The organism is Rhizobium sp. S96 (assembly GCF_030382195.1).
GTDB lineage: Bacteria > Pseudomonadota > Alphaproteobacteria > Rhizobiales > Rhizobiaceae > Rhizobium.
In genome coordinates, this window is record NZ_JAUDRY010000003.1 from 565,316 (window position 1) to 584,587 (window position 19,272).

The following is a 19,272-nucleotide window of genomic DNA, read 5'->3' on the forward strand; positions in this document are numbered from 1 at the left end:
TCTTTCAGTTTTTGGCGCCGGCGAGCGGCCACCAGGAATGGGCTTTGAACGGCGCGCCGCGCGCCTCCTCGACGAAAACGGCCAGGCCTGAGATCGGCAGCGGCCGCCCGGTGAACGCGGCAAAGCGCTCCGCCAGAATGGCCTTCATCGTGCCGGCACGCTCGGTCGGCACCTGGCCGGTCAGCGTCATGTGAAAACCGAAGTCATCCATCACATAGGGATAGCCCCAGCGCAACAGATTGGCTCTCTGGCTCTCGCTCAGTTTCTCCGGATTGCGGCGCGCGATATCGGCATCCGACAGCGCAGCGCGAAACGGTTCGAAGGATTTTACCACCGATGCAGCAAAATCCTGAAGCGGCGGATGCACGAAAGCGGGCACCAAGGCAAAGAATTTGCCGAGTTGCCCGAGCACCAGCTCGGGAATTTCGAAGGCGGGCGTGCGAGACGCGAAATCCTCGACGACCTGGATCAGATCCTTCTCGGTGACGGAGGCCGCCAGATGGAACGGCGCCTTGATCGTCGCGTGGAAGGCGTAGCGGCGAGGCTCTGCGGTCAGCTCGAACTGTTCGGCGGCCGGCAGCTCCGGATGATCGGGAGCCGGATAAGTTTCGCCGGAAAAGGCGTCACGGCCGAGCCAGAGCGCGGCCGTGCCGTTCAAAGGATCATCCTTCGGCGGCGTGAAATAAAGTGCGTAGCGCAAGGCTGGTATCCTGGAAATCGTTCGGAATGCGGATCGCAGTCTTCAGTGATTTGACGACCCGCCGCAAGCTGGTTTCCGGCTAAAAGATTTCCGTGACAGAATGATGATGGCGGCGCCAGATTTCCACGCTTTAGTGTGCCTTCGTGCCCATCAACCGGTGGCGCAGCGCGTTCGAGGCCATGTCGAAGAGGAAGACGACAATCAGGATCAGCAGCACCATGTAGGCGACGTTTTCCCAGTTGGCGTTGGTGCGCATTGCCTCCCATAGCTTGAGGCCGATACCGCCGGCGCCGACAGCACCGATGATGGTGGCACCGCGAACATTCGATTCCCACTGGTAGAGCGTCTGGCTGACGAAGACCGGGACGATCTGCGGGATGATGCCGTAGCGATGGGTGAGTACGGTGGACGCACCCGTCGACTTGATGCCTTCGCGCGGCTTGTTGTCGACGTTTTCCAGGCCTTCGGAATAGAGCTTGCCGAGCGTGCCGGTTTCCGTGAGGAAGATCGCACCGGAGCCAGCCAGGGGGCCCGGGCCGAAGGCGCGCGTCAGGAACAGCGCCCAGATCAGCATGTCCACCGAGCGCAGGAAGTCAAAGAAGCGCTTCAGGACCTGATTGAGCACCTTGTTGGGCGTGATATTGCGCGCGGCCAGAAAGGCCAGCGGGAAAGCGAGCAATGCCCCGAGCAACGTTCCCAGGAAGGCCATAACAATGGTCTGGAACAGCTTGGTCCAGACGTCGCCATGCTGCCAGGCGCTGTTGTGCCAGATATTGTCGAAGGCAAGCGACAGATTGGACTGGCCGGGCTTCAGCTCCGGTCCCGAAACGATCAGGCTGAGGACCTCGCTCGCCGGTTTGTCGAAGAACGGCGACTGCGTGTCGAACACAAAATTCGCCCAGCCGAGGAAACGCTTGCGGACCTTCACGCGATCGACGGAGATGCTGACATCGCCGGCAAAACCGAGATCGGCAAGAACATTGTCGTCATAGACGGTCATCCACGCGGGAACCGGGCCGACGACCTTCGGAGCGCCGCTCGACACGTCCACCGGCACGCTGATGCCGTGAGCGGTGACGACGGTTTCCTTACTGGAAACAGTAACGGTGCGGCTTGTGCCCCTGACGGAGGCCGTAACGCTACCATCGGCGTTGTTGACGACCCAGTCGGGATGCGGATCGTCGCCCAGCGGCGAGAAGCGCGGATACTTGACGGTAATCTGGCCCGTGTCGCTGATGCGGAACTCCGGCTGCACGTCGTAGCTCACCCACTGGCTGAGATAGAGGCCGACACGCTCCCAATGAGCATCCGCCAACAGCTTCGGCAGGTCGAAAAACCAGGTCGCGTAAAGCGCGTAGACCAGCGTGGCGATCACGATCATCAGGCCGCCGAAGCGCTGCTTGAAGGAACGCTTGAAATATTCCGGGTAGCGCTGCTCGATCTCGTGCATCCGGTTGGCGTCGATCACCGTCATGGCGGACCTCAATGCTGCAAAAGGAAGGCGTGCTCGCCGACGAGGCGGCGGCGCAGCCATGCGGAGAACTGGTCGACCGCAACGATGGTGATGAAAAGCAGGAGAACCAGCGCCACCGTCTTGGCGCCGAAACCACGCGAGATGGAGAGCTTCAGTTCCTCGCCGATACCGCCGCCGCCGACCGCACCAATGATGGTGGAGGCGCGGACGTTGATTTCGAGGCGCAGCAGCGCATAGGAGACGAAGTTCGGCATGACCTGCGGCAGGGCGGCGAAGCGGACACGCTCCGACCAGCTGGCGCCAACGGCCTTCATGCCCTCGTCCGGCTTCATGTCGATGTTTTCGACGACTTCGTAGAAGAGTTTGCCGAGCGCGCCGATGGTGTGCAGGCTGACCGCAATGATCGCGGCAACCGGACCGATCGACAGGATGGCCGAAAACAGGCCGGCAATGACGATCTCGGGAAAGGCGCGCAGGAACTCGGTCAGACGCTTGGCGACAATCCGCAGCGGATTGGACGGCGCCAGATTGCGGGCCACGAGGAAGCTCAGCGGCACGGCGAAGATAAAGCCGATCAGGGTGGAGACGAGCGCCACGTTGATCGTGATGATCATCAGCTCGAAATATTCGGGGATATAGAAACCGCCCCAGACATATACCCGGCCCTCGGCGAAGTTGTACTCCTCGCCGGTCTTCTGGATCGGGCTTGCGATATCGAACAGGGCACGCCAGACGTCATTCCAATCCTTGGGAATGAGCCAGCTCAGAAAATCGAAGAGATGCGGCAGGCGGTCGAAGAAGTGGCCGGCATTACTTTCGTCCGCGAACCGCACGGAAGCGACGAAGGCAGCCAGCAGGATCACCAGCCCGAGACCGGTATAGAGGCGGCGGCGAGCCACCATCTTGCTCCAGGCATCACCGATTTCTTGGGCGCTTTGCGGCGCAGCCGGCGCGTGGGCGTTGGGATCGGCAAAAGTCATGAACGATGTCCGCTTTCTTCGCAGGAAAAAGGGCGGCTTGTTACGGCCGCCCTCCAACTATCAGGATCGATCAACCGCCGATGGCAGCCTTGCGAGCGTCGATAATGGCGTTGTAGAAATCGGCCTGAACCTTGGTGTAGCCGTGGTAGTCGCCGCCTTCGATGGCTGCGAAGCACTTGGCGTCGGTCTCAGGCAGCTTCATGAAGAAGTCGGTGAGCTTTGCCTGCCACTCGGTGCCGAGTTCGTTGCGAACAACGAGCGGGCCGTTCGGGATCAGCGGCGAGCGCCAGACTTCAACCAGCTTGTTCGGGTCAACGGTGCCCTTGTCGACAGCCTTGCGGAAGGTGCCGGAGGTGTAGCCGTCCTTGAAGTCGCCGATGCCCGAGGAGTCGTCAACAGCGATGTCGACCTTGCCGTCGTAGGCAGCGAGCAGGTTGTTTTCGTGGCCGCCGTTGAACTGCGTGGAAGCGAAGTACTGGTCATTCGGCATGCCAGTGTCCTTCGGAATCTGCGTCAGCGGAATGAGGTAGCCCGAGGTGGAGTCCGGATCAGCGTAGCCGAGCTTCTTGCCCTTGGCGTCCTTCATGTCCTTGATGCCAGCGGACTTCAGGGCGAGACCGATCGAGTGGTAGCCGGTCGAGCCGTCCTTCTGAACGGTCGTCAGGATCGGGGTAACGGCCTTCTCGTCCTTGATAGCGATGGCAGCGTAGCCGGAAGCGCCGAGTTCCGCGAAGTCGAGCGTGCCGCCGAGCAGACCCTGGATAACGCCGTCATAGTCGGCAGCCGGGAAGAGCGAAACCTTCTCGAAGCCGAATTCAGTCTTCAGGTGGTCAGCTAGGCAAGCGTAGTTGCGCAGGCGGTCGGCTTCGTTTTCGCCGCCGAGAATACCAACGCGGAATTCCTTGAGGTCTGCAGCATGCGAGACGCCGGCCAGCGCAAACAGCGCCGTCGCGGCAAAGAGTGCTTTCTTCAACATTGTTCTCTCCTGATTGACCGGTGTCCCCGGCGATCTTTGCTTAAGAAGAAGTGCGCCCATAACGCGGGCTTACGATCCGAGGCCGCCCCTCTCAGAGACCGGCCAGCGCCAGCGGTTGCAAGCCGGCGGATTGATTGGCGGCAACAGCCGCGGGAATGTTGATCGAGGTCGAAGTCATCGTCTCGTCGATGCCGGCGCCGTCCTTGTCGGTGCCGTAGATCTGCTTGACGGCATCGGCGGTCAGTTCGGACGGCTTGCCATCGAACACCACCCGACCGGCGGCCATGCCGACAATACGTTCGCAATAGTTGCGCGCCGTATCGAGCGTATGAAGGTTGGTGATGACGGTGATGCCTTCGCGCTCGTTGATGTCGCGCAGCGCGTCCATGACGATCTTGGCGTTGAGCGGGTCGAGCGAGGCGATCGGCTCGTCGGCAAGCACCATCTTCGGGTTCTGCATCAGGGCGCGAGCGATCGCCACGCGCTGCTGCTGGCCACCCGACAGCGTGCCGGCCATCTGCAGGGCCGTCTGTTCGATGCCGAGGCGCTCGAGGGCGGCAATCGCGTGGATGCGCTCTTCGCGGGTGAAAAGGCCGAGCAGGCTCATCGTGGTCGAGCGATGATTGAGGCGGCCTAGCATCACGTTGGTCAGCACGTCGAGGCGCGGAACGAGATTGAACTGCTGGAAGATCATGGCGCAATCGCGCTGCCAGTTGCGCAGCGCCTGGCCGCGGAGCCTCGAGACTTCGACACCGGCGAAATGGATCGAGCCCGAGGTCGGTTCCTGCAGGCGGTTGATCATGCGCAGAAGCGTGGACTTGCCGGCGCCGGAACGGCCGATGATGCCGACCATCTGCCCCTGAGGAATGTCGAGCGTCACGGAATCAACGGCTGTCTTCTTTCCGAAACGGCGGGTGACATTCTTCAGTTCGAACATCATGCTCTTCCTCATAGTCCAGATGCGATATGAGGGAGTGCATTAGTCCTGCTTCATGAAGCTCCAATGTCAGTTTTGTGTAACCTCTGTCACAATCGGGCTCGGTCAAATTCATTTGTGACAGCGCGCAGATGCCCTTTGCATCGCGCCGACGAGACAGTTCCAATCGATAGGAGACGCTAGCAACTTGGGGTAGCCTCATCACGACAACGACCACAACGGACATCGAAATGGCTTCGCCCACGCCCCCACCCAAGATGAAACTCTCAAGATTGCGTGACATTGGCTGGTCCACTTGGGACCCTATCGGGCTTTTGCCTACAGGAAGCAAATGGGACGAAGGCGACAACCGATCATTCGCGGACGAATACGACGACTATCTGATCGAAGCTGCGGGACGATTGCGACGGGGTGCATCGGATATCGACGTCATCGGCTACCTTATGAGCATCGAAGCCGATCACATGGGCTTGGGAGCGCAGTCCGACGCCCATGCCAGGGCTCGGTCGCTCGTCACCGCTATCCGTGCGGATGCAGAGCTTTGGACGTACGAGAAGTAGGTCCTGTGCCGGTGTGCACCAAAGATCACATCGGGGGTGTTGCGCCATCGAGGCCGACGGCGAGGCGATCGGCAGCGAGCGCATTGTCTCCGCTGCTCGTCCCCTGGGCGGAGACGGCGGCGCCGGGCTTGAGGTCGTCCCGTGTGGCCGGCGCAAGCGCCACGATCTTGGTGCCGGCCGGGATATTGATCTTCCGTTCGCCACCCTTGTAAGCCAGCGTCACGGTTTGGCCGTTGACGTCCTTGACGGCGTTGGCGACCGTTGCGTTGGTCATGGAACCGTTCGGCTTCACGCTCCAGGGCCGGTCGCCTTCGCCGGTTCCCTTCATCGAAGCCGGGAAGATCACGACCTGGACCGCGCCATTGATGCCGCTGGCGGTCGGCTCGGAGCCGATACCGACGAAATCGCCGGTTTTTATATCGGCGGCGGCTGCGTTCTTGACACCGAGCACCGTCAAGCCGGACGCCATGGTCACGGCGATGTCGTGGCCATCCGGCCCCTTTATCTTCAGTGTGTCGCCATCGAGATTTTCGACGGTGCCGTGAACGCGAACCCTGTCGGCCGCATTGGCGCCATGCAGCGCCGACAGCCCGATCGCGGCGCCGGCGGCAAGCGAAAGAACGATCTTCGTGAGGTGATTGCGCGTCATGGTGCTCTCCCTGGGACTGCCGCTCGGCACGCAACTGGCGAAAATGCTGCCGAAGGGATGCGATCTTCGATTGGCCGCGACTTTATCGCCGGTGCGCGACAGCGGCCAATCAAAGAACGGTGAGGCACCCCATCTGGCGGAAGGGCAGAGTGTTGTGCGGCAATGCTGGAGATCGACGCCTCGCCTGCCCTCAGCGCTTCTTCTGAAGGATCTTGTTGCCGCGCGGTCCGGTCATCTGCGGCGTGTTCTTGCGGTTTTCCGCAAGCAGGGTGCGCCAGCGCGCCAGACGCTCGGTCGGCAAGGCGCCGGCGTCGACAGCCGCCTGCACGGCGCAGCCGGGTTCGTGGTCATGGGTGCAATCGCGGAAGCGGCAGTGCGGGGCGAGTTCGGTGATCTCGGAGAACACCAGATCGATACCCTCGGCCACATCGCTGACGTGCAGCGTACGCATTCCCGGCGTATCGATGACCCAGCCACCGCTGGCCATGGCGTGCAAGGAGCGCGCGGTGGTGGTGTGGCGTCCCTTGGCGTCGCGCTCGCGGATGCCGCCGGTTTCCTGCGACCCCTCGCCCGACAATCCGGCGAGGGTGTTGACCAGCGTCGACTTGCCGACGCCGGAGGAGCCGATCAGCGCGATGGTTTGCCCAAACTGGCACCAGGGCGCCAACGCAGCCACCGCATCCTCATTCTTGGCGTTGAGCACGACCACCGGAAGGTCTCGCTGCAACGCCTTTGCCTGCTCCTCGTATGTCTCGGCGTCAGACACCAGATCAGCCTTGGTCAGCACGATGACCGGCGCCGTCCCCGCCTGATTGGCGAGCGCCATGTAGCGCTCCAACCGGGCCACGTTGAAATCGGCATTGCAGGAGGTGACGATAAGCAGCGTATCGACATTGGCGGCGCCGAGTTGTTGGTGCTGTCGACCTTCGGTGCGGCGCTGCAGCAGCGTCCTGCGTTCAAGCCGGCGAACGAGGGCATGATCATGCGGCTTGGCGACCACCCAGTCGCCGACCGCGAACTCGCCGGTGTTGACCTGATGAGAGATACCAAGCCGGATCAGGCCGGTCGGCGAGGCGACGCTGAGACGGCTGCGATGCACCTCGGCGACGCGCCGCGGCACGAGATCCTCTTCGGCCGGCTGCAGCTGCTCGGCAAAGAACTCCGACCATCCCAGCGATTCCAGGAATGCCGCTTCGGTCTCTGCTGTCAAAGGTTCACCAAGGCGTGTGGCGTTTCGTTCACTGTGTTCTCTCCAGGGATGGTTAGGCGTTGCGGCGACAATGACATTATCTGCCGATGAGCGGAACCTTGGAATTCAAAGATATTCGCCTTGCCGGGCCGCTCGATCCCGGAATGCGGGTTGAGATGGCTTCTGGCAACGGCTATCAGGGCGGCAACCAAAGCGGATCCCACCGCGAGCAACAAGGCGCCCAGCTGCATGACCCCAGATTTTCTTGTCACCCATTCCGGTGGCTTCCATGCCGATGAACTGTTGTCCAGCGTCATCCTCACCCGGCTTTTCCCGCAGGCGCGACTGGTGCGCAGCAGGGCGCCGGAGTGGATCACGGCGGGCCCAGACCGCATCATCTACGACGTCGGTGGCGCGTATGACGCTGCCGCACAGATATTCGATCACCACCAGCGCGGCGCGCCGCTACGCGAAGACGGCCAGCCGTACAGCTCGTTTGGATTGATCTGGAAGCACTATGGCCGTGACTATCTGGCCGCCTCCAACCTTCCGGAAGCGGATATCGAGGCGGTCCATGCCGGCTTCGATGCCGGTTTCGTGTTGCCGATCGATCTGGTGGACAATGGGGCGCTGAGCCCGTCCGGCCCGCTGGCGGCGCTGACGCTGCCGGCCTTGCTGGAGACGCTGAAGCCCGCATTCGACGAGACCAATCCGGACGCCGACGACCGCGCCTTCCACGCTGCGCTGGCGGTTGCCCGCAGCTTCGTCGAGGCGAGTATCGGCAAACGCGCCGCAAAACTGCGTGCCGAAGCGCTGGTGCTCCGTGCCATCGAGGAAACGGGCGAAGGCCGCGTTCTCGAGTTGCCGATGGGAATGCCCTTCCGGCCCGCCATCGTGAAGGCAGGCGCCGATCACCTGCTTTTTGTTGTCCATCCCCGCGACAAGGACTGGTGCCTGACCGGCATCCGCCGTGGCGACGAAGGGTTCGAGTTGCGGGCGGATCTTCCTGTCGCCTGGGCCGGTTTGACCAATGGGGATCTGGAAGCGGTTTGCGGCGTCGCCGGTGCAAGCTTCTGCCACAATGGCCGCTTCATCGCTGCCGCAAGGACCCGCGAGGCCGCGCTCGCCATGGCCGAGCTGGCGGTCGCAGAGGCTACCGCCGCCTAGGCCCATCGAACGCAAGAAACGGGTTGAATTCGAAACGCTGAAGTAGGATTCTTGGGGACGGTCGAACGTGGAGACCAGCCTCATGGCTCAGATGGTACACCAGTATCTCATCTTCGAAACCGCTGCCGGCTTTTGCGGCATTGCGTGGAACGATGTCGGGATCACGCGCTTTCAATTGCCCACCAAGGCAGCGGACGCCACCGAGCGCCTGCTGGTTCGCCGCATCCCTGGCGCTGAGAGCGGCAACCCGCCGCCCGATGTCGCTGACGCGATCCTTAACGTGAAACGCTATTTTGACGGCGAGGAGACCGATTTCACCGGGATTACGCTCGATCTTGAAGAACAGGACGCGTTTTTCAGGCGGATCTACGACGCCGCGCGCAAGATCGGATGGGGCCATACCACGACCTACGGAGCGCTCGCGAAGGAGCTCGGCGCCGGTCCGGAAGCGGCGCGTGATGTCGGGCAGGCGATGGCGAAGAATCCCGTCGCGCTGATCATTCCCTGCCATCGCGTGTTGGCCGCTGGCGGCAAGATCGGCGGCTTTTCCGCTCCCGGCGGATCGACGTCCAAGGCGCGGATGCTGGAACTCGAAGGCGTTCGCCTCACGCCGCCGGCGCCTGCACAGCAAGCCCTTGATTTCTGATCGGTCGTCAGAGGCTTGCCGCACCGCGTGCAGCCTGGTCATATTGACCTGAGAGGACGCGCATCAGTCCTGCAAGCCGACTAATATCCGCCTCATCAAGATGCAGTGTCCTGGCGTCGGCGATGAGCAACGCTTCGCGCATTTCCCCATAACGGTGGCAAGCCGCCGCGCCCTTTTCGGTGACTTTCAGGGTCTTCTCCTTGCCGCGCCGACCGGTCATGATCAGCCCGTTACCCTGCAGCTTCTTGGCCGCATAGGTGACGATGTGTGTGTCCTCGATGTTGAGCATCACGCAGAGATCCGAGAGCGATTTTTCACGCTGGCGATGGTTGGTCGCATGCAGGATGAGCACCTCCATATGACCAAGGCCCGGATAACCCGCGGCCGTCATGCATCGAACAATCCAGCTGTGAAAGGCATTGCCCATCACCGTCAGCGCGAATTCGAGTTCGGACAATGCCGGCATTGCACCTTCGGCAAGGTGCGACGACGAAACGATCGGACCGATTGAAAGCTGCGGTTCCTTCATGACATCCTTCACTGACAGAATATCGATAATTTATTGACATAATGACCGCAAAAGCCGCCTATGTCATCCGAGCATCGGATTTTAAAAGCAGGATGGCTGAGATGAGCGGCAAGTGGGACTTCTGGATCGATCGCGGCGGAACCTTCACGGATGTCATCGGCCGCGCCCCGGATGGGGCACTGCATCCCGTCAAGCTGCTGTCTGAAAACCCGGAGGTCTACCGGGACGCGGCAATCCAGGGCATTCGCACGCTCATGGGGCTCGCGACCGGCGAGCCGATCCCCACTGGTCGCATCGGCGACGTCAAGATGGGCACCACGGTTGCCACCAACGCCCTGCTGGAGCGCAAGGGCGATCGCGTTCTGCTGCTCATTACCCGGGGTTTTCGCGATGCGCTTCGCATTGCCTATCAGGCACGCCCGGACATTTTTGCCAAAGAGATCATTCTCCCCGAGCAGCTCTACGACCGCGTCATCGAGGTAGACGAGCGGGTTTGCGCCGACGGCCGCATCGAACGGCCGCTCGACCTCGCCTCGGTCGAGGCCGAAGTGGCCCGGGCGAAGGCCGACGGCATCGACGCGGTGGCGATTGTCTTCATGCACGCCTGGAAATTTCCAGAGCACGAATTGCAGATGGCGGCCCTCTGCCGGAACGCCGGTTTTGGACAGGTGTCCGTGAGCCACGAGGTTTCGCCACTGGTCAAGCTCGTCGGCCGGGGCGATACGACTGTTGTCGATGCCTATCTCTCGCCAATCCTCGGCCGCTACGTGCGGCGGGTGGCTGAGGAACTGGGCGTCGATGTCGAGCGGCTGGATGGCGACGGCGAAACGTCGCCGCGCCTGATGTTCATGATGTCCTCTGGCGGGCTGACGGCGGCCGAGCTGTTCAAGGGCAAGGATGCGCTGCTATCGGGGCCCGCGGGCGGTGTGGTCGGCATGGTGGAAACGGCAAAGCTTGCCGGCTATGAGCGCGTCATCGGCTTCGACATGGGCGGGACATCGACCGACGTGGCGCATTACGATGGCGAGTACGAACGCGCGTTCGACACCGAGGTCGCGGGTGTTCGCGTCCGCGCGCCGATGATGCGCATTCATACGGTTGCAGCAGGCGGCGGCTCCATCCTTCATTTCGAGGCGGGGCGCTTTCGCGCCGGGCCGGATTCGGCGGGCGCCAATCCGGGGCCTGCCTGCTATCGTCGCGGCGGCCCTTTGGCCGTCACCGACGCCAACGTCATGCTCGGAAAGCTGCAACCAGATCTTTTTCCGGCGATTTTTGGCCCGGAGCAGGACGAACGGCTCGACGTTCACGTCGTGCGCGACAGGTTCGAAGCCCTGGCAGAAGAGATCGGCGATGGCCGCAGCCCTGAAAGCGTCGCGGAGGGCTATATCACCGTCGCGGTCGAGAACATGGCAAACGCCATCAAGAAGATCTCGGTTCAGCGCGGCTACGATGTCACGGAATACCTGTTGAACTGCTTCGGCGGAGCAGGTGGCCAGCACGCCTGCCTAGTCGCCGATGCGCTCGGCATGGAGGCGGTGCTGGTTCATCCATTCTCGGGCCTGCTTTCAGCTTATGGGATCGGCTTGTCCTCGGTCTTCGCGACGCGCCAGCAGGCGTTGATAAAGCCGCTCGTGCCGGAGACACTGACGGCGGTCGAGGTATTGATTGGCGAATTGCGCGAGAACGTCCACGCGGAGCTCGCGAGCCAGGGTGTGCCGGAAGCCGAGACGCGCACCCGCCCGATCCTGCACCTGCGCTATGACGGAACCGATACCGCGCTTCCGGTCGGCTTCGAGAGCGGCTCTCTGAAACAGGCGCGCCTCGACTTCGAGGCAGCCCACAAGGCGCAATTCGGCTTCATCTACGACGACAAGGCGATGATCGTCGAACTGGTGGCCGTCGAGGGGCAGGACAGTCGCGAGCGAGGCTTGAGTGAACGCGATGCGCCGATCGAGGATATCGAGGCAGCGGCTTCAGAAACGCGGCCGCTCTTCACCGAGGGCGCCTGGCATCAGGCTGGCATCTTCATGCGCGGCTCCCTTCGGCCCGGATATCGCCTCAACGGCCCGGCGCTTATCGTCGAGAAGAACCAGACCATCGTGGTCGAGCCCGGCTGGCAGGCGACGATCAGCGCCAAAGACCACGTCGTCATGCGGCGGGTGGAAAAGAAGCGCAGACAGGCCGCCCTCGGCACCGAGGCAGATCCCGTCATGCTCGAGGTATTCAACAATCTCTTTATGTCGATCGCCGAGCAGATGGGCGTGACGCTGCAGAACACCGCCTATTCGGTCAACATCAAGGAACGGCTCGACTTCTCCTGCGCCGTTTTTGACCACACCGGCGCGCTGGTGGCCAATGCACCGCACATGCCGGTCCACCTCGGCTCGATGGACCGGTCGGTCGAGACCATCATCCGCTTGAACGCGGGCAATATTCGACCCGGCGACGTATTCGCGCTCAACGCGCCGTACAATGGCGGCACCCATCTTCCTGACATCACCGTCGTCACCCCTGTGTTCGACGACGCCGACAAGGACATCCTGTTCTACGTCGCCTCGCGTGGACATCACGCCGATATCGGCGGCACGGCGCCCGGCTCGATGACGCCGCTGGCGACGACCGTCAACGAGGAGGGCGTGCTGTTCGACAATTTCCAGCTGGTCGAACGGGGCAAATTCCGTGAAGCCGAGCTTCGCCACCTGCTGCAGGATCATCCGTTTCCAGCGCGCAACCCGCACCAGAACGTTGCTGATCTGAAAGCGCAGATTGCCGCCAACGAGAAGGGCGTTGCCGAACTGCGCAAGGTGGTCTCGCACTTCGGGCTCGATGTCGTGCAGGCCTATATGGGTCATGTTCAGGACAACGCCGCCGAGAGCGTGCGGCGCGTTCTGTCGCTGTTGCCCGATGAAAGCGAATGCGAATACCCGACCGATACGGGACAGGTGATCAAGGTGAAGATCACCGTCGATCGCCAGAAGCGCGAGGCGACGGTCGACTTCACCGGCACCTCGCCGGTGATGAAGAACAACTTCAACGCGCCGGAGCCGGTCGCGCGCGCTGCCGTTCTCTACGCCTTCCGTGTCATGGTCGAAGACATGATCCCGATGAACGCCGGTTGCCTGCGCCCGATCAACATCATCATACCCGATGGCTGCATGCTGAAGCCGGCCTACCCGGCGGCTGTGGTCGCCGGCAACGTCGAGACCTCGCAGCACGTTACGAATGCCTTGTTTTCGGCACTGGGCTCACTCGCCAATGCGCAAGGCACGATGAACAACCTCACCTTCGGCAACGAAAAGTACCAATATTACGAAACGATCTGCTCCGGATCGCCTGCCGGCCGCACAAATGCCGGGCGCGGGTTCGCCGGAACGTCGGGCGTCCATACGCACATGACCAATTCACGGCTTACCGATCCTGAGGTTCTCGAACTCCGCTTCCCTGTGCTGCTCGAGGACTTTCACATCCGGCAAGGTTCGGGCGGCAAAGGGCGCTGGTCGGCGGGCGACGGCACCAGCCGAACGATCCGCTTCCTGGAAAAGATGGAGTGCGCTATCCTGTCGTCACACCGCTCACACCCACCACGCGGGCTGGACGGTGGCGAGGACGGTCAAACGGGGAGCACGGCAGTTCGCCGTGCGGACGGACAGGTGGAAATGCTGAATGCCTGTGACCAGACGGTCCTTGAGGCCGGCGACGCGGTGATCGTGACAACGCCGACACCGGGTGGATACGGCAAGCGCTAGCGCCTCAGCGGCTTCGCCACGCGGGCGGAGCTGCTCAACCTTCATCCGATACCTTTGCCACGCAACGACAGGCGGCCGCGTTCTGCGAGTTCATCCGCGCGCTCGTTGCCGGCAAGGCCCGAATGACCCTTGCACCAGGCGATGGTCAGCAGGGGATTGCGGGACAGCTGACCGTCAATCGCCTTCCAGACATCCGGATTTGCGATGGTTCGGCTTCGGACTTTTGTGTTGGCGCTTATCTTCTTCCAGCCGTTGTTCTTCCAGATGTGGCGCCATTGATTGCAGCCTCTGACGGCGTAAGCCGAGTCAGACCAGACGACGACTGTTTCCTCCGTGGCGTTGCCGTTGATCCAGATCACGGCTTCGAGCAACGCAATCAGTTCGGTGGTATTGTTGGCGGTGTCCTTGACGCCGCCAAAGCCGGAAGCGACTTCTGCGTTGTCGCGATAGACCGCGAATGCCCAGCCACCCTCCCCTGATACAGGTTCGTAGCAACCATCGGCGAAGACGTGGAGGGTGTGCGCGGCAGCGATACTTTCAGGGAACAGGATAGTGTCGGTGTTATCGATCATTTGCGCCTTGTGACATCCATCCGCGAGGGATAGATCGCGGGAGGCCCGGTTTTATACCGAGCCGTCCGGAACGCCTGACCTATTCGGCAGCAGCCAGAAACACCGTATTCTCCGACGTAGATGCAAGAGCGCGAACTCTAGCTTCCGTCTTGGCGATCAGCCGATAGAACTCTTCCTGCGCGTCGACATCGAGCTGGATGACGGCATTTACCTCGTCCGGGGTATCGCAGACGCAGGCGACCGCCGATATCGGACAGATACCGCCCGGATACCGCTTACCGGTGCCCGTATAGGCGCGACGGCCCCACTGTTCGGAATAGACCGTTTCCTCACGATCCAGCTCCAGGATCGTGCCCTTGCAGGCCGTCACGATCGCAGCTTTACCGTAAGCGAACCAATGATAGTTCAGCTTGCGCAGAATATACTTGCCAGTGATATCTTCGCCGGCCAATTCCGCCGGATCTTCAATCATTCTGATCATGACGACTTCCTCAAGATCAGTCTAATATCCATGAAGTACGATTCTGAGACAAGCTGGAAAATTGTAGCTTTTGTAACGACTTAGTCACAATGTGTTTCCGATTCTTACAGGAACTGGCATTCGCGCCAGCTCATCCACGGCCAAGACGCATGGTTATCCTTGCGGTAAACAGGCTCGTCTCCTGTTCTTTCCTAGCAGAGACAGACGCGACTATTATGACAATGGAGTGCGCCGATGCTTCGTCGGCTGCATGTTTTTAGCGCCCGGGCGAGCCGTGAGGAACGGAGGTCGGTCGGCCGATTTTTGGGCGGCCAAGCTCCGGGGCCGGATGAGCGCCCCTCTTAGGGGCGCCCGATCATGCTTCGTAGCGGGCGAGGAAATCTTCGGCGCTCAGCGCGCGGAAATCGGCCAGCGCAACGCGCAGGCGATCGTGCTCCCAGTCCCACCAGGCGAGCCTGTCCATGCGCTCGCCGACCTCCTTCGGGAAGCGCTCGCGGATCAGCTTGGCCGGGACGCCGCCGATGATCGTGTAGGGCGCGACATCCTTGGAGACGACGGCACCGGCGCCGATGACAGCGCCATTGCCGACCGTGACGCCGGGCAGGATAGTGGCGCCATGGCCAATCCAGACGTCGTGGCCGATGACGACGCGGTTCGAGCGGCGCCATTCGAAGAAGTCGGTCTCCATATCGGCATCCGGCCAATAATCGGCGGCGCGATAGGTGAAGTGGTGCAGCGTTGCGCGCCAGGTCGGGTGGTTGGTGGCATTGATGCGCACCGAAGCGGCGATGTTGACGAACTTCCCGATCGTCGCGCACCAGATGGCGCCATCCTGCATGACATAGGAATAGTCGCCGAACTCGACTTCCTCGATGCGGCAACGCTCCGAGACCTCTGTGAAGCGGCCGAAGGTGGCGTTCTTCACGGATGCCGTTTCATGGAAATAGGGTTCGAGGCCAATCTTGCGGCTCATGCTGCGATTGCCTTTCGCGGCGAAAACTTCTGGACGTCGAGAATGCGGTCGGCGACGGCCTCGCGCACTTCCTCATCGTGGAAGATGCCGAGAAGGGCGACGCCCGCCTTCTTCTTCTCCTCGATCATGCCGACGACGACGGCGCGGTTCCTGGCGTCGAGCGAGGCGGTCGGCTCGTCGAGCAGCAAGACGGTATGCTCCGTGATGAAGCCGCGGGCGATGTTGACGCGCTGCTGCTCGCCGCCGGAGAAAGTGGCCGGCGGAAGCTGCCAGAGCGCTTCCGGCAGGTTCAGCTTCGAGAGAAGGTTTGCCGCCTTCTCGCGCGCCGTTTCCGCCTTTTCGCCACGAGCGACCAGCGGCTCGGCCACCACGTCGATCGCCGCAACACGCGGGACGGTGCGCAGGAACTGGCTGACATAGCCGAGCGTATCGCGGCGAACGGCGATGACGGTGCGCGGATCGGCGGTCGCGAGATCGACGATCTTGTCGTGATGCTTGATGAGGATCTGGCCGCTATCCACGGCATAGTTGCCGTAGATCATCTTCAGCAGCGAGCTCTTGCCGATACCGGACGGGCCGCCGAGGACGACGCATTCCCCGCAGGCTACGGAAAAGGATACATCCGAAACGACGGGCAGCTTGATGCCGTCGCGCAGGTGCATGGTGAAGCTCTTGACGACTTCAGAAACAACGAGTGGCGTTGCCATGATTTCTTTCCTTATTTTCGCTTGCCGCGGACACCGGTAGCCGGAGTCAGAACGGCATTCGCGATCAGACCTGCAGGATGGAGGAAACGAGGAGCTGCGTGTACGGCTCGCGCGGATCGTCCAGCACGCGATCGGTCAGCCCGTGCTCGATGACATGGCCATCCTTCATCACCATCATGCGGTGCGACAGCAGACGCGCGACGGCGAGGTCGTGGGTGACGATGATTGCGGCAAGGCCGAGATCGTTGACGAGGCCACGAACAAGATCGAGCAGGCGGGCCTGCACCGACACGTCGAGGCCGCCGGTCGGCTCGTCCATGAACACCAGGCGTGGGCCGGTCACCAGGTTGCGGGCGATCTGCAGACGCTGGCGCATGCCGCCGGAGAAGGCGCGCGGCTGGTCGTCGATACGGCCTTCGTCGATCTCGACGCGCTGCAGCCAATCGATGGCGGTGGAGCGGATATTGCCGTAGTGGCGGTCACCGATCGCCATCAGACGCTCGCCGACATTGGCTCCGGCCGAGACCGTCATGCGCAGACCGTCAGCCGGATTCTGATGCACGAAACCCCAGTCGGTGCGCATCAGGAAGCGACGCTCGGCCTCGTTCATGCGGTAGAGGTCGCGATAGGCGCCGTCTCGCATGTGGTATTCGACGCTGCCTGTCGTCGGCATCAGCCGGGTCGAGATGCAGTTGAGCAGCGTGGTCTTGCCTGAGCCGGATTCGCCGACGATGGCAAGCACTTCGCCGGGCCAGAGTTCGAAGGAGACATTCCGGCAGCCGATGCGGTTGCAGTAAAACTTCGAGACGTCATTGACTTTGAGAAGCGGGGTGTCGGTCATGGCGATGTCTTCCGTTTGAACATGCGGCTAAAGTCCCCCTCTGGCCTGCCGGCCATCTCCCCCACAAGGGGGGAGAAAACCTGCGGCAAGCGCCGAGGAAGCCCCTCCCCCTTGTGGGGAGGGGTTGGGGAGGGGTCTTTGTGGTTGGTCAGGTTCATTCCGCCGCCTCCCGGCCCGGTGCCAACATCTCGCCGGTATGCCCGTGGGCGCAGCGGTCTTCGCAATGGTCGGTGTCGGAGCAGACGAACATGCGTCCGCCCTTGTCGTCGAGAATGACTTCGTCGAGGTAGACCTCTTCGGCGCCGCAAAGCGCACAGGGTTTGCCGAAGCGCTGGATCTCGAAGGGGTAGTCGTCGAAATCGAGGCTGACGACTTCGGTATAGGGCGGAACGGCATAGATGCGCTTCTCGCGCCCTGCCCCGAAGAGCTGCAGTGCATCTGACATGTGCATTTTCGGATTGTCGAACTTCGGCGTCGGCGACGGGTCCATAACGTAGCGGCCGGCAACCTTGACCGGATAGGCGTAGGTCTTGGAGATGCGGCCGTTGTGCGCGATGTCCTCATAGAGCTTCACATGCATAAGGCCGTATTCCTCAAGCGCGTGCATCTTGCGGGTCTCGGTCTCGCGCGGCTCGAGGAAGCGGAGCGGTTCCGGAATCGGAACCTGGTAGACGAGCACCTGTTTGGGCCCAAGCTTTTCTTCCGGGATGCGGTGGCGGGTCTGGATGATCGTCGCATCCTTGGTATGCGTCGTCACCGCGACATTCGCGACCTTCTGGAAGAAGGCGCGGATCGAGACCGCGTTGGTCGTGTCGTCGGCGCCCTGATCGATGACCTTGAGGACATCATCCGGCCCGATGATCGAGGCCGTGACCTGCACGCCGCCGGTTCCCCAGCCGTATGGCATCGGCATTTCGCGGGAGGCGAAGGGCACCTGATAGCCGGGCATGGCGATCGCCTTCAGGATCGCGCGGCGGATCATGCGCTTCGTCTGTTCGTCCAGATAGGCGAAATTGTAGCTGGCTAGGTCGGTCATTCCGCAGCCTCCTTGATGGTGTCATCGCCGCCGATGCGGTTGGCTTCGAATTCGGTGCGCATGCGGCGGACCAGATCGAGTTCCGCCTGGAAGTCGACATAGTGCGGCAGCTTCAAATGCTCGACGAAGCCGGTCGACTGGACGTTGTCGGCATGCGAGATGACGAATTCCTCGTCCTGTGCCGGAGCCGTGATGTCCTCGCCGAGTTCTTCGGCGCGTAGCGCACGATCGACGAGCGACATCGACATCGCCTTGCGCTCGCTCTGGCCGAACACCAGGCCGTAGCCGCGGGTAAACTGCGGCGGCGCCTTGGACGAACCCTTGAACTGGTTGACCATCTGGCACTCCGTCACCTGGATGGTGCCCAGCGAGACGGCAAAGCCGAGTTCGGGAACATCGAATTCGACCTCGACTTCACCGATGCGGATTTCGCCGGTGAAGGGATGGTTGCGGCCGTAGCCGCGCTGCGTGGAATAACCGAGCGCCAGAAGGAAGCCCTCATCGCCACGGGCGAGCGCCTGAAGGCGCAGATCGCGGGTCATCGGGAATTCCATCGGCTCGCGGGTCAGGTCGCCGATCTCGTGATCCTCGGGCATCTCGCCATCGCCTTCGATCAGGCCTTCCTGCGCGAGAATTTCCGAAACGCGCATGACGCGGCCGGATTCGGCATCACGGAGTGTCGGCTCCTCGACGGCTTCGTCTGATAGCAGCGACGGATCGAGGAGGCGATGCGTATAGTCGAAGGTCGGGCCGAGCAACTGGCCGCCCGGCAGATCCTTGTAGGTGGCGGAGACGCGGCGCTCGATCTTCATGCGGGCGGTATCAACCGGCTTGCTATAGCCGAAGCGCGGCAGCGTCGTGCGATAGGCGCGAAGCAGAAAGATCGCCTCGATCATGTCGCCGCGCGACTGGCGGACGGCGAGAGCGGCAAGCGTACGATCGTAGAGCGAGGCTTCAGCCATGACGCGATCGACCGCCAGCGCCAGCTGCGCAACAATCTGGTCGATACCGATAGCCGGCAACGAACGGTCACCGCGACGGCGATCCGCCAGCAGGCGATGGGCGTTGGCAATGGCGGCTTCGCCCCCTTTGACAGCAACATACATGGG

General features: G+C 62.1%; 19 protein-coding genes. 4 read left to right on the forward strand and 15 right to left on the reverse strand.

From position 1 onward, the window contains the following. Positions 1 to 4: 4 nt before the first annotated feature. The 5 genes from QTL94_RS03770 to phnC form a co-directional block, all read right to left on the reverse strand. Entirely contained in the window at positions 5 to 700 is a 696-nt protein-coding gene (locus QTL94_RS03770; RefSeq protein ID WP_113520510.1) for a DUF1045 domain-containing protein, read from the reverse strand. Between the two features lie 130 nt (positions 701 to 830). Then, positions 831 to 2,174, reverse strand: a complete 1,344-nt coding sequence (gene phnE, locus QTL94_RS03775; protein ID WP_289800634.1) for a phosphonate ABC transporter, permease protein PhnE — start codon at positions 2,172 to 2,174, stop codon at positions 831 to 833. Positions 2,175 to 2,182: 8 nt separating this feature from the next. Next, positions 2,183 to 3,154: a phosphonate ABC transporter, permease protein PhnE gene (gene phnE / locus QTL94_RS03780; protein ID WP_065691005.1), complete on the reverse strand. Its 972-nt coding sequence runs from the start codon at positions 3,152 to 3,154 to the stop codon at positions 2,183 to 2,185. A 70-nt stretch (positions 3,155 to 3,224) separates the two neighbouring features. After that, a complete protein-coding gene (gene phnD, locus QTL94_RS03785) occupies positions 3,225 to 4,130 on the reverse strand; it encodes a phosphonate ABC transporter substrate-binding protein (RefSeq protein ID WP_289800635.1) in 906 nt (301 codons plus the stop codon). A gap of 91 nt (positions 4,131 to 4,221) precedes the next feature. Further along, positions 4,222 to 5,067 (reverse strand): phosphonate ABC transporter ATP-binding protein, encoded by an 846-nt coding sequence (gene phnC, locus QTL94_RS03790; protein WP_289800770.1) that lies wholly within the window; start codon positions 5,065 to 5,067, stop codon positions 4,222 to 4,224. A gap of 230 nt (positions 5,068 to 5,297) precedes the next feature. On the opposite strand from phnC, the gene QTL94_RS03795 reads away from it, so the two are divergent. Then, positions 5,298 to 5,627: a hypothetical protein gene (locus QTL94_RS03795; protein WP_289800636.1), complete on the forward strand. Its 330-nt coding sequence runs from the start codon at positions 5,298 to 5,300 to the stop codon at positions 5,625 to 5,627. Between the two features lie 25 nt (positions 5,628 to 5,652). Here QTL94_RS03795 and QTL94_RS03800 read toward each other — a convergent pair whose 3' ends face one another. Further along, positions 5,653 to 6,276 carry a hypothetical protein gene (locus QTL94_RS03800; protein ID WP_065691009.1) on the reverse strand — a complete coding sequence of 208 codons (624 nt, stop codon included), beginning with the start codon at positions 6,274 to 6,276 and terminating at the stop codon, positions 5,653 to 5,655. Between the two features lie 190 nt (positions 6,277 to 6,466). Beyond that, positions 6,467 to 7,486, reverse strand: a complete 1,020-nt coding sequence (rsgA, locus tag QTL94_RS03805) for a ribosome small subunit-dependent GTPase A (protein ID WP_289800637.1) — start codon at positions 7,484 to 7,486, stop codon at positions 6,467 to 6,469. A gap of 228 nt (positions 7,487 to 7,714) precedes the next feature. Here rsgA and QTL94_RS03810 point away from each other — a divergent pair, with 228 nt between their 5' ends. Both QTL94_RS03810 and QTL94_RS03815 read left to right on the forward strand, forming a co-directional pair. Further along, positions 7,715 to 8,632 carry an MYG1 family protein gene (locus QTL94_RS03810; RefSeq protein ID WP_289800638.1) on the forward strand — a complete coding sequence of 306 codons (918 nt, stop codon included), beginning with the start codon at positions 7,715 to 7,717 and terminating at the stop codon, positions 8,630 to 8,632. An 82-nt stretch (positions 8,633 to 8,714) separates the two neighbouring features. Continuing rightward, positions 8,715 to 9,278, forward strand: a complete 564-nt coding sequence (locus QTL94_RS03815) for a methylated-DNA--[protein]-cysteine S-methyltransferase (RefSeq protein WP_289800639.1) — start codon at positions 8,715 to 8,717, stop codon at positions 9,276 to 9,278. 7 nt (positions 9,279 to 9,285) lie between these two features. Here the strand turns inward: QTL94_RS03815 and QTL94_RS03820 are convergent, their stop codons facing one another. Next, positions 9,286 to 9,807 (reverse strand): winged helix DNA-binding protein, encoded by a 522-nt coding sequence (locus QTL94_RS03820; protein ID WP_289800640.1) that lies wholly within the window; start codon positions 9,805 to 9,807, stop codon positions 9,286 to 9,288. A gap of 101 nt (positions 9,808 to 9,908) precedes the next feature. On the opposite strand from QTL94_RS03820, the gene QTL94_RS03825 reads away from it, so the two are divergent. Further along, entirely contained in the window at positions 9,909 to 13,553 is a 3,645-nt protein-coding gene (locus QTL94_RS03825) for a hydantoinase B/oxoprolinase family protein (protein WP_289800641.1), read from the forward strand. A gap of 41 nt (positions 13,554 to 13,594) precedes the next feature. Here QTL94_RS03825 and QTL94_RS03830 read toward each other — a convergent pair whose 3' ends face one another. The 7 genes from QTL94_RS03830 to QTL94_RS03860 all read right to left on the reverse strand — a co-directional run bounded on the left by QTL94_RS03830 (position 13,595) and on the right by QTL94_RS03860 (position 19,269). After that, entirely contained in the window at positions 13,595 to 14,125 is a 531-nt protein-coding gene (locus tag QTL94_RS03830; protein WP_289800642.1) for a ribonuclease H family protein, read from the reverse strand. Between the two features lie 79 nt (positions 14,126 to 14,204). Next, positions 14,205 to 14,606 carry a hypothetical protein gene (locus QTL94_RS03835; protein ID WP_065691015.1) on the reverse strand — a complete coding sequence of 134 codons (402 nt, stop codon included), beginning with the start codon at positions 14,604 to 14,606 and terminating at the stop codon, positions 14,205 to 14,207. A gap of 355 nt (positions 14,607 to 14,961) precedes the next feature. Beyond that, complete coding sequence (locus QTL94_RS03840) at positions 14,962 to 15,579, reverse strand: DapH/DapD/GlmU-related protein (RefSeq protein ID WP_289800643.1); 618 nt, start codon at positions 15,577 to 15,579, stop codon at positions 14,962 to 14,964. After that, positions 15,576 to 16,286: a phosphonate C-P lyase system protein PhnL gene (phnL, locus tag QTL94_RS03845; RefSeq protein WP_113520524.1), complete on the reverse strand. Its 711-nt coding sequence runs from the start codon at positions 16,284 to 16,286 to the stop codon at positions 15,576 to 15,578. Before phnL ends, QTL94_RS03840 begins: the two co-directional genes overlap by 4 nt. A 64-nt stretch (positions 16,287 to 16,350) precedes the next feature. Then, positions 16,351 to 17,127 carry a phosphonate C-P lyase system protein PhnK gene (gene phnK, locus QTL94_RS03850; RefSeq protein ID WP_289800644.1) on the reverse strand — a complete coding sequence of 259 codons (777 nt, stop codon included), beginning with the start codon at positions 17,125 to 17,127 and terminating at the stop codon, positions 16,351 to 16,353. 154 nt (positions 17,128 to 17,281) lie between these two features. Then, positions 17,282 to 18,163: an alpha-D-ribose 1-methylphosphonate 5-phosphate C-P-lyase PhnJ gene (locus QTL94_RS03855; protein WP_289800645.1), complete on the reverse strand. Its 882-nt coding sequence runs from the start codon at positions 18,161 to 18,163 to the stop codon at positions 17,282 to 17,284. Further along, a complete protein-coding gene (locus tag QTL94_RS03860) occupies positions 18,160 to 19,269 on the reverse strand; it encodes a carbon-phosphorus lyase complex subunit (RefSeq protein ID WP_289800646.1) in 1,110 nt (369 codons plus the stop codon). Before QTL94_RS03860 ends, QTL94_RS03855 begins: the two co-directional genes overlap by 4 nt. Positions 19,270 to 19,272: the final 3 nt, after the last annotated feature.

Bases quoted from the DNA above. Each gene is read 5' to 3' on its own strand.
- QTL94_RS03840 (WP_289800643.1), bottom strand. From the start codon at position 15,579: ATGAGCCGCAAGATTGGCCTCGAACCCTATTTCCATGAAACGGCATCC.
- QTL94_RS03795 (WP_289800636.1), top strand. From the start codon at position 5,298: ATGGCTTCGCCCACGCCCCCACCCAAGATGAAACTCTCAAGATTGCGT.
- QTL94_RS03810 (WP_289800638.1), top strand. From the start codon at position 7,715: ATGACCCCAGATTTTCTTGTCACCCATTCCGGTGGCTTCCATGCCGAT.
- QTL94_RS03830 (WP_289800642.1), bottom strand. From the start codon at position 14,125: ATGATCGATAACACCGACACTATCCTGTTCCCTGAAAGTATCGCTGCC.
- phnE (WP_065691005.1), bottom strand. From the start codon at position 3,154: ATGACTTTTGCCGATCCCAACGCCCACGCGCCGGCTGCGCCGCAAAGC.
- QTL94_RS03825 (WP_289800641.1), top strand. From the start codon at position 9,909: ATGAGCGGCAAGTGGGACTTCTGGATCGATCGCGGCGGAACCTTCACG.
- QTL94_RS03815 (WP_289800639.1), top strand. From the start codon at position 8,715: ATGGCTCAGATGGTACACCAGTATCTCATCTTCGAAACCGCTGCCGGC.
- phnD (WP_289800635.1), bottom strand. From the start codon at position 4,130: ATGTTGAAGAAAGCACTCTTTGCCGCGACGGCGCTGTTTGCGCTGGCC.
- QTL94_RS03860 (WP_289800646.1), bottom strand. From the start codon at position 19,269: ATGTATGTTGCTGTCAAAGGGGGCGAAGCCGCCATTGCCAACGCCCAT.
- phnE (WP_289800634.1), bottom strand. From the start codon at position 2,174: ATGACGGTGATCGACGCCAACCGGATGCACGAGATCGAGCAGCGCTAC.
- QTL94_RS03835 (WP_065691015.1), bottom strand. From the start codon at position 14,606: ATGATCAGAATGATTGAAGATCCGGCGGAATTGGCCGGCGAAGATATC.
- QTL94_RS03820 (WP_289800640.1), bottom strand. From the start codon at position 9,807: ATGAAGGAACCGCAGCTTTCAATCGGTCCGATCGTTTCGTCGTCGCAC.
- QTL94_RS03855 (WP_289800645.1), bottom strand. From the start codon at position 18,163: ATGACCGACCTAGCCAGCTACAATTTCGCCTATCTGGACGAACAGACG.
- phnL (WP_113520524.1), bottom strand. From the start codon at position 16,286: ATGGCAACGCCACTCGTTGTTTCTGAAGTCGTCAAGAGCTTCACCATG.
- QTL94_RS03800 (WP_065691009.1), bottom strand. From the start codon at position 6,276: ATGACGCGCAATCACCTCACGAAGATCGTTCTTTCGCTTGCCGCCGGC.
- phnC (WP_289800770.1), bottom strand. From the start codon at position 5,067: ATGTTCGAACTGAAGAATGTCACCCGCCGTTTCGGAAAGAAGACAGCC.
- phnK (WP_289800644.1), bottom strand. From the start codon at position 17,127: ATGACCGACACCCCGCTTCTCAAAGTCAATGACGTCTCGAAGTTTTAC.